This window comes from Pedosphaera parvula Ellin514 (genome assembly GCF_000172555.1).
Classification (GTDB): domain Bacteria; phylum Verrucomicrobiota; class Verrucomicrobiia; order Limisphaerales; family Pedosphaeraceae; genus Pedosphaera.
Window position 1 is genome coordinate 89,664 of the sequence record NZ_ABOX02000004.1, and the last position, 12,181, is coordinate 101,844.

The window sequence follows — 12,181 nt, forward strand, 5'->3', positions numbered from 1 at the left end:
CAAATCTCCGCACATTATCCATCCAAAGATGAAAAGCCTTCTCCTTCCACTACTGCTGTTCAGCCTCCTTTCTGCCTCCGCCCACGCTGAATCTCTGCCGGTTAAACTCACAGGCATCATCAACCTGCCCGGCGAGAAAGAAGTACTTGTGGAAAAGACCGACGCTGTAGACCGCTCCTTCGTTATCAGCAACTCCGAAGGTCAAACCGAGGTATTCGGTAAGGAGATCAAATGCAAAATTCTTCAAATTGATACAACCAACCGCACGGTAAAAGTTAACCTCACTTTCAACCAATCCAGCACGACCAACACTCTCTCCCTGGAAAACAATACGAAAAACTCCTCCAACGCTTATGGCATCCATCTTCGCAACGCCAGCCTCCACCGGGTCCAGTGGCTCTACAGCCGATTCACCAATCGCACGATCCTCCAACCTTCCCTTTCATCTGCCACGATCAGCTGTGATGCTGACGTCACCAACGAAACTGCCGCTGCCCAAGCCCTCTCCCACGCTCTTATTCAAGCCAGCCTTACCAACATCCTCGATGGACGCAAGTTCGCCATGATCGTGCCAATCGAACACGCCTCCATGGCCCACCCAGGTTCCTCGAAGATCAAGACCTTTACCCCTCTACCACCCACCTCATCGACTCCGCCCGGGCTTACTAGAATGTTCGGGGCCGATTGTACAGATAGCAACCTTCAGGAAACCTTAAAACTTTACTCAATGCTGATTGGCCGCCAACTCGACCGTTCCGCGCCCCTCCCAGACACCTCTGCTTCTTTTACTTTTGTTACCCAAACTGGGATGTTCAAAGAAGAAGCCCTGTATGCATTCGACACTCTGTATGCCTGGCAAAACATCAAAATCATCCCCATTGGCAAAGACCTCTTCCAAGCCGTGGAAATTAAAAGCAAGTAAAGCACTTGGATTCAGGGCGCTGAGGTTAACATTAATCTGTGGGCGATCCTTCCAAATTCCCTCTCCACCCCCGTCATTTTTGTCTCCCGACACATCCCCTATTGTGTGCTTTTTGAGCCTTTTCGTGGCCATCCACAGCTCCGTGTTGAATCCCCCTTACGTCCACGCCAACGTATGATTGAACCCCAGCCAATATTTCGACAGCAATTGCACCATCGCATTGAGTTCTTCGCTTTTCCTGGGCTTCACCAGATAGGAATTGGCTCCCAAGTGATACGCACGATCCTTGTCGCGATCAAAGTTGGAAATGGTGAGCATCACCACCGGTATGTGCCTGAACTTGGGCCGGGTGCGAATCCAATTTAACACCTCGTGACCATCCATCCCTGGCATCTTCACATCTAAAATAATAATGTCCGGCAAACTTACCTGCTCAGCCGCCGTGGCCAGATATTGAATGGCATCTTCGCCCTGCCGCAGTACGGTTACGTTGCATGGGAACTGCCCGGTATCAATGGCTTGCTTCATGAAAAAAACATCATCTTCGGAATCATCTATCAGCAAAATCGATTTCATAATGGCTAAACAATAAACATATGGCTCCAGACGTCTCCGGCATTTGATAATGATGGCTATAGGGTAAGCTACCCACGGCAACCTACAACCAGTACAGGACGTTTCAAGTGAAGGAACGAAATTGTTTTTTCTCCTGGCAGGCTGCCTCATTTGCCACACTGGCCCAACCCGTGCTAAAGTTTTGAAAATCTGATAACTTCTTTGGCCTCCTGGTAACATTGGTGGCTTTCCTCTTTTCCCCTTTGAACGTTGCGCCCCATTTCCCCTATGGGGTTATCTGCTAATAGCAATGTCTTCCAAATCAGCTACAACAGTCAATGTAGCGAACAAATCCTTACCCACAAATCTATGCCAAATATTCGAGTCTTATTAGCCGACGACCATACCGTAGTCCGACAAGGCCTCCGCGCCCTCCTGTCCGGAGAGAAGGACATCCAAATCGTCGGCGAAGCCGGAACCGGCCGCGAGGCCGTACAAATGGCGCAAAAACTTACCCCCGATGTCATCCTCATGGACATCGCCATGCCGCTCATGAACGGCCTGGAGGCCACCCGCAAGATTGCCGAAGTGGCTCCTTCAGCAAAAGTCCTCGTCCTATCCTCCTACGGCGAAGATGACTACGTGCAAAAGCTCACCGAAGCTGGAGCTTCCGGCTATCTCATCAAACACGCCGCCGCCAACGATCTCGTTGCTGCCGTCCGCGAAACCCATAAGGGCAACGCCTTCTTCAGCCCTGGCATCGCCAAAAGATTGCGAGACCAGGTACGAGCCGGGTTTGCGAATGGCAATGGCACGAAAGCCAGCTTCGAGCTTACCGAACGCGAATTGGAAACCCTCGGGCACATCGTCGCCGGCAAACCCAACAAGGTAATCGCTTGCGACATGGGCATCAGCATCAAAACCGTGGAAAAACATCGCCAGCAAGTCATGAACAAACTGAACATCCATGAGGTTGCCAGCTTGACCCGCTACGCCATTGCCAAAGGCATGATCGATGCCAACGGCCAATCGTTGATGCCCAATCCCGAGGCTCCTGCCAACCCCACGACTCCCGCCTGCGCTGCCAATTAAGCGGCACTCCGGTACGCGCCGTTAATTCAGCGGTTGCCTGCTCTACTTCACGGTCATCACATCATTCGTGGAGAACTGGACATACGGAAAACATTCCGGAATATGCGAATCCCAGGTTCCGTGCGGGCTCAAAAACCACCCGCCGGAATCATTCGTCGATCCCTTGTATTGATTGAACCGCGAAAAATCGATTCGCCACACATCCCCATCCTTCGGCGGCAAAGTGCGTCCATCAGCCTTGGCCAGCAGTTTCATCCCCTTCCATGGAAACGCCAGTTCCACCGTCCAGCCCCGGTCCTTGTCCTTGTCATTATTCAGCGTGCCGTCGATATACACCGCCGTTTTCCGTCCCGGAAACTTCCAATCCCAGGAGCCTACCCGTTTGCCTCTCGGATGCGTTGTGAAACCAACTCCGTTGAAGGACTGCACCTTTGAGTTCGAGCGTTTAAACTGCGGCATCTTGGAAAAACCGTCCTTCTCGTAAACATCCTCCCAGACAAAAAATGCCTCATACACCGTATTCAGCGCGTTCAATTCAAACTCGTAATAAGTGTCCTTCCCCGCAATGAACACCTCAACATCATTGTTTTGCCAAATGGGCGAATTGTATTTCGTCAGCGTCGCGGCCACATGCGGTTCTTCCACCCAATAAGCCACATACAAATTCTTCTCATCCCATAGCACCCCGACGCGTGTGTCATACATCGCCGGCTTGCCGGTGATAATATCCACGAACCTTGACGAATGCGGCACCGCTCCCCAGGCTTTCTCATCCAATCGGCCATTCACTTTGATCGGCTCATGCACACGATACGCCGTGTAATGCGCCGCCGCTTCCGGGTCACATGGGAACTTGGACTGAACGGCCGGCGCACGGGTGGGCGCCTCTTCACACCGCGCCGTCATCAGTGCAACCATGGGTAATACAACCGTTAAGAATCCCAATAACAATTTCATAAGTTAGAAAGTAAGTGGCAGGCGCGCCACGATGCGCTATCACGAGAAACTGCGGACCTGCCTCTATCTTGCGAATTTCACACTTCATTGCAAGCCGGCATCCCACTGAGTTACAGGTCAACCGAACCGGTTTTTTCTGTCATAACGGCAGACTTTCTGCCATTCTTGACTCTGATCTATGGCAACGTTCACCCCTCCATCCGGACGACAAAACCTCTCACGCGCGATTCGTTTCTGCGCCATTCTGATCTCCTTCTTGCTACTGTGCTGTGCGACGACTGCATTTGCAGATTTCCAAATCGCCGTCACCAATCAGTGGTGGTCTGAAGCCTCCGCCAAATCCATTTCTCAATCCGGCACGAATCAGGCGGAAATTGTTCAGGCATTGCGCGACGTGCCAAAATCTCAACGCCCCGGCCTGCAATTTCTCGTGGAAAACATGCCTCGACAGGATCTTCAGTCATTGTCAGCAGCATTTCTTCTCGAAAATGTCGCGCAAGCTTATGAATCCCGGGACAAGGCTCCCTGGGGCAAAACCATTCCTGACGAATTATTTTTCAACTACGTGCTCCCCTACGCCAACATCAATGAACAACGCGAAGCCTGGCGCAAATCCTTGTATGAAAAATGCGCTCCTTTGGTAAAGGATTGCAAAACTCCAGGCGAAGCCGCCCAACGTCTGAACGAAAAACTGTTTCCTTTGGTAAAAGTAAAATATTCGACCCAACGCAAAAAGGCCGATCAAAGTCCTTCTGAATCCATCGAAAGCGGCCTCGCTTCCTGCACTGGACTTTCGATCCTGTTAATCGATGCCTGTCGGTCTGTCGGCATTCCCGCCCGTCTCGTAGGCATTCCCAATTGGGCGGACAATCGCGGCAATCATACGTGGGTCGAAGTCTGGGACACAAGCTGGCACTTCACCGGCGCTGCCGAACCCGATCCCAAGGGACTCGACCATACCTGGTTTGAAGCCGACGCCGCCCAGGCCACCAGGGATTCCAAGGAACATGCCATCTACGCCACCAGCTTCAAGAAAACCGATCTCCCCTTCCCCTTGGTCTGGGCTCCCGACCTGGACTATATCAGCGCGATCAACGTAACCGACAATTACACGCCAAAATCAAAATTGAAGCACATCGATAAAACCCGGTTGCTGGTCAAGGTATTGGATCGCCCCGCTGGGAATCGCATTACCTCCAAAATTTGCATCACTGATCCGAATGACTCTGCGGTTCACTTCGAAGGCACCAGTCGCGATGAAAAGTTTGACTCAAATGACATGCTCGCCTTCGAGTTACTTCAGTCACACACCTACAAAATTCAAGTCCAGGCAGGCAAACACACGCTCAACCATGAATTCGCCACCTCCACCAACAGCCAACAAATGCTCGTCCTCGATCTTGCCGAAACCGCTACTGCGTTCACCATCGTAACTCCTCAACTCAAACCAAAGGACCAGGCCAAACTGAAAAGTGCCTTAACCGATTTCTTCAATGCCAGTCTGGAAAAGCAATCTGGATGGAAATTTGACCATAGCCTTGAAACCCTGCTCCAAAAGAACGAACCCGCTGTTCGCCAAATCGCCTGGGAAGCCTATCGCAACGCCGACATTCATCAGGATCTGAAGCACGATTACGAAGCGAAACAGGTTCGTTTCCAAAAATACCTCAGCCCCTACACGGTGAAATATGTCGGCCAAAAGCCAGCCCATGGCTGGCCTCTATTCATCGCCATGCACGGCGGCGGCGGCACCGCCAAGGAAGTCAATGATAGCCAATGGAAAATGATGCAAGGCTATTACCACGACCAATCTTCCGTCCCGGGATACATCTATGTGGCTCTCCGCGCCCCCAACGATGAATGGAACGGATTCTACGATGATTACGTTTATCCGCTGGTGAACAACCTGATTCATCAGTTCCTCATCTTCGGAGAAACTGATCCCAACAAAGTCTTCATCATGGGTTATTCCCACGGCGGCTACGGCGCATTTGCCATCGGCCCCAAAATGCCCGACCACTTCGCCGCCATCCACGCTTCTGCCGCCGCTCCCACCGATGGCGAAACCTCCGCCAAAACGCTTCGCAACACTCCTTTCGCTTTCATGATCGGCGAGAAGGACGATGCCTACGGAAGAATTGAACGCTGCCGCGCTTTCAACGAAACCGTGAAAAAACTCCGCGGTGAACGCACCGATATTTACCCCGTCACCATGGAATATCAACCCGGCTATGGCCATGGCGGCCTCCCTGATAAGGATAAAATCAAGGACATGTATCCTTTCATTCGCAATCCCGTCCCCACCGAACTTAACTGGGAACTTACGGACGGCGTCATCAAAAACTTCTTTTGGCTCCAGGTTCCCCAGCCCGCAAAGAAGCAGGAAATCCAGGCCGCCTGCCATAACAACCGTATCGTTGTCACCACCACGAATATCACTGTTGCCAGTCTGCTTTTGGATGGCCGGCTTATCGACTTCAGTCGTCCAGTCACAGTCGAACTGAACGGCCACTCTTCAACCTGCAAGCTGCAACCGAGCCTGTTGACACTCTGCGAATCCCTTCTCGAAAGAGCCGATTGTGACCTCGCCTTTTCAACCAAAATGAAGCTGGAATTCTAAGCTGCTCGAAAAATATTGTATTTTCCAGCTAAGGCTGCCGCACGCGATAGCTGCGTTGCGGAAAACTCATCGCCTGCGTGTCATTAAATTGAAATTCGCCGTTGGTGGTTTCAATGGCAGACCCCAGAACCGTCCAATTACTGAGAGGCAGCGTCAAATCCGTCGTTGATACAATCGTGTAACCCGTGCCGGAACTTCCGCTGAACTGCAATTGCAGTCCGCCTCCGCTTACAAATTTCCAGTTCGTGAACAAAAGCTGAGTTGGCACCTGTAGTTCATAGGCACCCAGATCCACTTTCGCGCCCGACACTCGCGGCAATCCCCGCCCATCAAACACGGGCGCATTGGCACTGTCTCCCGCATCCAACGCCGGACTGCCCGGCAGCAGCGCCATGGTGTAGGCGAAACCACCATTATTGGTCAACGGTCCCAGGAGCGGATCGACAGCGACGACACCGGTGGTGGTGAAGCCGCCACCACTATTCGTAAAGCTCCGCACAATGTTGGGCTCGGTGGCGGTCAGCACGCTGCCTCTGCTGGCGAGGTCTTTTCCGCCGCTGCTGTTGGCCAGGATGCTGTTGATGAGCGTGACGCTGGCAGTCTGGCTGAGCGCAAGCGTATAGAGTGCGCCCCCATCGGCTCCGCCGGCAAAGCCGTTCGTAACACCAGGGTTACTCAGGCCTCCCGCGCCGGCCACGACCACGTTGCTTGCGAACGTGCTGCTGCAGATGGTCACAACCCCATTCAAATTGAAAATGGACCCGCCAAAGCCACTGCCGCCGTCGCCGGCAGCTTGAGCGTTGCCGGTGCCTTCACTATTCCCAGCGCCACCCGTGCCGCCTTGGGCTTTGTTTTGGACCAACGTGCTGTTTGTTACCAGTAACCACCCATTGTGATTGAAAATGGCTCCCCCCATACCGGCACCGCCACCATCACCGGGCCTCGGACTGAAACCCCCATTACCACCACCAAAACCGCCAACACCCTGGGTACCCGAGAATTCGAAAGCACCGCCACCTCCACCGCCAAAGCCGCCACTACCTCCAGGGAAGCCATCACCGTTGTCTCCCACCTCACCACCGCCACCGCCGAAGCCACCACTCCCGCCACCTTTTCCAGTAGAACTGTCGGAAACACCACCACCACCGCCCCCTCCAACACCCCCGCCTCCCCCGCCTCCCCGGGCGGGTGGTATAATATCCAAGGCCTAGGGGGGGCGCCTCCACCGAATCCTCCCCCTGCGCCTCCATTGGTACTGGAGCTGGTCTCCCCACCACCCCCACTGCCATTGCCGCCAAGATTTCCACCACCCAATCCGTTTGAAAAACCCCCACCGTGCGAGTTGGTCGCATTATCGGTCACACCAAAACCGCCGCCACCACCTCCGACTCCACCCCCAGAACCGCTGGATGCACCGTGGCTGCCAGACGGTGTAACGCTTCCACCAAAACCGCCCCCACGATACTCTGTCCCATCTTCTCCCATGCCTCCGCCCCCGAGCCCATTATAATAAGCTGCCGCGCCACCTCCGTTGGAAGCACCATTACCGCCCTGTGCAGTGTTACCGCTGAAAGTCACGGAATATAAAATCAATATTCCCTGATTGAAAATAGCCCCGCCCATGCCGCCGCCACCGCCGCCGCCGTTGCCACCCAACGCCAGCCCGTTCGTCAAAATCAGATTTCGCAACGTGAGCTTGCCTGCCCCGGGCGAGTTGTAGTTCAAGCTCGCGAGCGTGTTGGAATCTGCCCCCACATAAAAGAAGCGCAACCGGCTTGTCGCTGAGCGCACCATTACCGCGCCATTGCCCTCAATCGTGATATCACTTGCTATCGGCGGCAATGCGTTGGGCCCATACCAGAAGTTGTCGACATTCGAGCAGCTATAAACGGCATTGGTTGCCAAAATAATAACGTGAGGACCTGGATTGGTATTCGCCAGGTTGATGGCGTCGCGCAAAGAACTGGCATCGGCCGCATAATTCGTAACACTTTGCGCACGCAATGCTGCAAATTTGCCCCCGGTTAACAGAATACCCACAGCAATCAATGCCCTCCAAATAGCAGGAGCACTGTTACGTACGAAATAAATTTTCATAATGATTAAGGGATTACAAAACGGAACGATTGACTCTCTGTAAATTTCCAACCTTAGCGTGCTCCTTCGCGCTGGCTTGAACTTCAGGAGGACAACCCGTTTATAAACCGCCATGGAGATAAGTAAAGAAGGGAAAAGTTAATTTCATTACGCGACCGATCTGCAAAAAATCACGGTTGCTCCTCTTGCTCGCTGGCGTGTTAATAATCCAACCACTCCCGATGTGTCCCTTAGAATTGAAACCAGCCTGACAGGAATCATCATCGAACAAGAGTAACTGCTTTTGAGAAGCAAGCTTGCGAGTATTTTTAAATCGCCGGCTTGGTTCTGGATCGAGCGGGATTTCTCGAATAAAATTTGTTTGCTACAACGGCCGCTATCCTTATATTGTGATGACTAGGTTGCCGATGTGGCGGAATTGGCAGACGCGCTAGACTCAAAATCTAGTACCTTTACGGTGTGTGGGTTCGACCCCCTCCATCGGTACCAACCTAAGAACTCAGTTGCACAGCAACCCACAAGTTGTGCATTTCCTTGATTAACCCACGAATAACCTTGAACAGCCTGGAGCAGGTCATGGCTTTCAATCTCCAATAAAGACGCTGTAGCGCGAGCGTAAAGTTGTGCGGCAACGGCGAAAATTTTCAAAGCGTGAAGTAATTTAACGGTTGTTTGTTTATCCGTTTGAGCCTGCGCCAGGCTCCAGAATTTGAAGCCGGCGCGGGAAGGCAGCGTTAGTTTGTGTATCCCAGACAGTAGTGCCGGATGGCGTAAGGCAATGGCAGGGGAACATCACCTGTCGTGCCCCAGCTTAGTTGACTCACTCCGTTCACATACCAGTTGTCGTTGGAGGGCCGCCATGTAGCCATTTGTGTTATGCCACTGCCAGTATAGTCTCCCGGCACGGGAACATCTCCATTTTGGCCAACCTGTGTGGAGCCCACTCCGTAAATATACCACGTGGCGTTGGAAGGCCGAAACATCGCGATCTGCGTTTTGCCACTGCCAGTATAGTCTCCCGGCACGGGGATGTCTCCCGCCGTGCCAAACTGCACAGCAGCCTGTCCATAGATATACCACTTGTTGTTGGAAGGACGATACACGGCATAATCCACACGGCCGTCGCCATTATAATATCCCGGCACGGGGATGTCTCCATTGGTGCCCCACTGCACAGTGGACCCTCCATTGATATACCACGTACCGTTGGAAGGCCGCCACACCGCGAGCTGCGCCTGACCGGTGCCGACATAATCTGCCGGCACAGGGATGTCTCCACTGGCGCCCCAGTGGGCTGGGTTCAGGCTGGGATAAACATACCAATCGCCGGTGGAAGGCCGCCATACCGCGCGCTGTGCCTGGCCAGTGCCGTTATAATCTGCCGGCACGGCAATATCGGTGCTGGCGCCGTACTGAACTGGGTTCACGCTGGGATAAACATACCAACCGTCGTTGGACGGCCGGTATAAGGAGTAATCGGTCTTTCCGATAACATTGAAATCACAAACGCCCCAAACGGCCGCCGTCGTGAAAAAATTCCACCCGTATTGCAACTGGTTTAGCAACGACGGATTGGTGACCCCGCCACCCGGGGTGTTAAACAAGACGAAGCCGTCATTAGCCCGATGGGCAGGCCAATAGACGAGGCCCACCAGCAATGTGCGACACTCCTGGCATATGCCACGTATGAAACAGACGTCCACGTTGCCGGAAGATACATCGTAGTCCAACCCGCTGAGTGACGGCGCGCCCATTTCGGTGACTATCGTGCGGCTGGCATAACTGCCGACGTGGGTGGCCAAAGCGGTTTTCCAGCCAGCTTCAGTGGTGTATTGGCCCCACGTCGGATAAATGTGGAGGCCCAACTGGCAACCATTGAATCGGGAATCGGCGCCCACTGCTGTAACATCATCGGCGTAACCGGTGCCATCCAGGATAAGGTGATCATCGCTCTTGCTGATAAAGCTCAGGAAGGGCGCATAAACATTGTTTAGCAGATTGGCAGCAGTGTAGCCGTGTGGTTCATTAAACGCCTCATAAAAGACGTGACTGTTACCGCTATAGACACCATCAACTGTTTGCCACATGGACTGCCAGGCGCTGAAGTTGTTAATGATTCCATCCTTGTCGGAGCCATCCCAGCAGGCAAGGTCCACATCCATTCCGTCGGCAATCAATTCGTTAACGTAAGCTTTGACTACCGACCAATTGCCGGAAACAGTTGCGGGATTGATGCCGATGCGGACAAAGTTAATGCCCACACCCTTATCGTAGCTGGCAATGGTGTCGGCCATGGCGGCGGCTTGCGTTGTCGTGGTGCTGGAAGTAATACCGGCGGGATAAATGACGCCATCCTGGAAGTTATCGCCATTATCGGCCCAGTTGCCGCCACGCACCCAGGAGTTATTCGCAAGGGCGGGCGCAGGGGCGAGTAGCGTAACGGCGGCACCGAGCGCGGCCAGGATTATTTTGGTTAAGGAATGATGAATGAGGTATTCTTTCATGTTGGTGTTTGGTTTTGGTTAACGGTTGGGATTTCATGGTGTTTCACGAAACCGGTGATCGCCCGATCCTACCAGACATTTGATGGACGAACTCTCTTCAGTGACGGCGAGCACGCCAGAGTCGTTGACTTGTGATTCTGCCGGCCGCAGGCGTTTTCCCGATTCCGTAATCGTAATATTTCTCTACGCGAGTTTTGGGAATATAAATCGTCGCGCGTGCCGGCCAAGGTCTTGGAGGGTTATTGAAGCCAGGAGAATGTTGAAAGGAAAACCTTTCATCAAATGGCAACAACCCAGTTTTTCGAGGTTAAGACCAGTTCACATCTAATGGCCGCCCTTAAGTCAGAGAGCTGGCAGGCAAATACCCCAGGTAGGCGGCAGGCATGGCTCGCTTCACCGCGGCCGGGGGTGAAGCTTTCCCCATCGGCCTTGTTCTCCTCCGGCACGAGGCGATAGCGAACCGAGGCTGCGGGGGATAAAATCCCCTCCCCCAGCGCACAACGCCCCGGCCGCATAAAATTTTCGATCAATTCGCAAGCGGGGAGGTGCAGGCTTGGACACGGGCCAGATCATCGGAATTGTCGGCTGGCTTATAGTATCCCGTAAAGGTGAGCACAGCTGTTCCGTGCCATTTCCAATACTCGGCGTGGCCGTCGGCAAAGGACCAGGTGGTGCCATTGTTGTGGCGGCTGCCGGGCAGATTCCACCATCTGTTTTGCCCCGAACCCGCTGGGTCAATGGCAAAATCGCCATCATCCACGCTGTTTTCGTTCTCATCAACAAAGACAAACATTTGAGCAGGCCCGGGATTGGGTAGGTTGATTTCGTTGAATTTACGCACCGAATGAGCACCAGTGGCCAGCACCGCGCTTCCCGCCAGATCAGCGGACGTGAATCCTCCCAGCGGATAGTTAATTGAGACGGTTCGTGCCTGGGGCCCCATCGTTGCTACAAAAGTTGTCGGTGGGTTCGCTGGGAAGTTGATCTGCCTCGTATTCGCCGGGCAGGCATAAATCCCAACCGTTTTGTTGTATGGATAGAGAACTCCGTTGGCGATCCATGGCAACGCCGGGTCACTCTGTCCTCCGCCCTGAATCCACGAGTTGGGCAAACCGTTGCCACCGGGCCCGGGTGTGGGCGCCGGTCCGTTGAGTGGCAGAAGTTGGTTGTTGTCGTCAACATACATGGTCCAGCACAGTTGCAACTGCTTCATGTTGTTGAGGCATTGAGTGGTCTTGGCCTTCTGCTTGGCCCTAGCCAACGCCGGCAACAACAACCCTGCCAGGATCGCGATGATGGCAATGACCACCAGCAACTCGATCAACGTAAAACCCGCCCGCCTGCCTGCGCCCGCTTCCCTCAATAGCTTTGCCCCGCCGGACCTGTTTATCTCTCTATTCAACTTTGGTGTGGTATCAGCCATAGTACTTCTCC

At 53.5% G+C, this 12,181-nt stretch carries 9 protein-coding genes and 1 tRNA gene; 4 read left to right on the forward strand and 6 right to left on the reverse strand.

Annotated features, from left to right (window positions below; genetic code table 11):
• Positions 1–28: 28 nt before the first annotated feature.
• Complete coding sequence (locus CFLAV_RS04210; protein WP_007413387.1) at positions 29–922, forward strand: hypothetical protein; 894 nt, start codon at positions 29–31, stop codon at positions 920–922.
• Between the two features lie 156 nt (positions 923–1,078).
• Here the strand turns inward: CFLAV_RS04210 and CFLAV_RS04215 are convergent, their stop codons facing one another.
• Positions 1,079–1,498 (reverse strand): response regulator, encoded by a 420-nt coding sequence (locus CFLAV_RS04215; RefSeq protein ID WP_040546908.1) that lies wholly within the window; start codon positions 1,496–1,498, stop codon positions 1,079–1,081.
• A 348-nt stretch (positions 1,499–1,846) separates the two neighbouring features.
• Here CFLAV_RS04215 and CFLAV_RS04220 point away from each other — a divergent pair, with 348 nt between their 5' ends.
• On the forward strand, positions 1,847–2,569 hold the full coding sequence (locus CFLAV_RS04220) for a response regulator (RefSeq protein WP_050785621.1): 723 nt from the start codon (positions 1,847–1,849) through the stop codon (positions 2,567–2,569).
• A gap of 42 nt (positions 2,570–2,611) precedes the next feature.
• Here the strand turns inward: CFLAV_RS04220 and CFLAV_RS04225 are convergent, their stop codons facing one another.
• Complete coding sequence (locus CFLAV_RS04225; RefSeq protein ID WP_202796841.1) at positions 2,612–3,526, reverse strand: carbohydrate-binding family 9-like protein; 915 nt, start codon at positions 3,524–3,526, stop codon at positions 2,612–2,614.
• A gap of 178 nt (positions 3,527–3,704) precedes the next feature.
• Between CFLAV_RS04225 and CFLAV_RS31805 the strand changes: the two genes are divergently transcribed.
• Entirely contained in the window at positions 3,705–6,146 is a 2,442-nt protein-coding gene (locus tag CFLAV_RS31805; RefSeq protein WP_007413392.1) for a transglutaminase domain-containing protein, read from the forward strand.
• Between the two features lie 28 nt (positions 6,147–6,174).
• On the opposite strand, the gene CFLAV_RS04235 is transcribed toward CFLAV_RS31805, so the two are convergent.
• Positions 6,175–7,062, reverse strand: coding sequence for a choice-of-anchor Q domain-containing protein (locus tag CFLAV_RS04235; RefSeq protein WP_007413393.1), 888 nt, complete (start codon positions 7,060–7,062; stop codon positions 6,175–6,177).
• Complete coding sequence (locus CFLAV_RS36825; protein WP_160164480.1) at positions 7,020–8,243, reverse strand: hypothetical protein; 1,224 nt, start codon at positions 8,241–8,243, stop codon at positions 7,020–7,022. Before CFLAV_RS36825 ends, CFLAV_RS04235 begins: the two co-directional genes overlap by 43 nt.
• 403 nt (positions 8,244–8,646) lie before the next feature.
• Here CFLAV_RS36825 and CFLAV_RS04245 point away from each other — a divergent pair.
• Positions 8,647–8,732: transfer RNA gene (locus CFLAV_RS04245), tRNA-Leu, on the forward strand.
• Positions 8,733–8,977: 245 nt separating this feature from the next.
• Here the strand turns inward: CFLAV_RS04245 and CFLAV_RS31815 are convergent.
• On the reverse strand, positions 8,978–10,747 hold the full coding sequence (locus CFLAV_RS31815; RefSeq protein ID WP_007413395.1) for a cellulase family glycosylhydrolase: 1,770 nt from the start codon (positions 10,745–10,747) through the stop codon (positions 8,978–8,980).
• A gap of 526 nt (positions 10,748–11,273) precedes the next feature.
• A complete protein-coding gene (locus tag CFLAV_RS04255) occupies positions 11,274–12,170 on the reverse strand; it encodes a type II secretion system protein (RefSeq protein ID WP_007413397.1) in 897 nt (298 codons plus the stop codon).
• Positions 12,171–12,181: the final 11 nt, after the last annotated feature.

Coding starts and splice junctions, on each gene's coding strand:
- CFLAV_RS04210 (WP_007413387.1), top strand. CDS start 29: ATGAAAAGCCTTCTCCTTCCACTACTGCTGTTCAGCCTCCTTTCTGCC.
- CFLAV_RS04215 (WP_040546908.1), bottom strand. CDS start 1,498: ATGAAATCGATTTTGCTGATAGATGATTCCGAAGATGATGTTTTTTTC.
- CFLAV_RS04220 (WP_050785621.1), top strand. CDS start 1,847: ATGCCAAATATTCGAGTCTTATTAGCCGACGACCATACCGTAGTCCGA.
- CFLAV_RS04225 (WP_202796841.1), bottom strand. CDS start 3,526: ATGAAATTGTTATTGGGATTCTTAACGGTTGTATTACCCATGGTTGCA.
- CFLAV_RS31805 (WP_007413392.1), top strand. CDS start 3,705: ATGGCAACGTTCACCCCTCCATCCGGACGACAAAACCTCTCACGCGCG.
- CFLAV_RS04235 (WP_007413393.1), bottom strand. CDS start 7,062: ATGGGGGGAGCCATTTTCAATCACAATGGGTGGTTACTGGTAACAAAC.
- CFLAV_RS36825 (WP_160164480.1), bottom strand. CDS start 8,243: ATGAAAATTTATTTCGTACGTAACAGTGCTCCTGCTATTTGGAGGGCA.
- CFLAV_RS31815 (WP_007413395.1), bottom strand. CDS start 10,747: ATGAAAGAATACCTCATTCATCATTCCTTAACCAAAATAATCCTGGCC.
- CFLAV_RS04255 (WP_007413397.1), bottom strand. CDS start 12,170: ATGGCTGATACCACACCAAAGTTGAATAGAGAGATAAACAGGTCCGGC.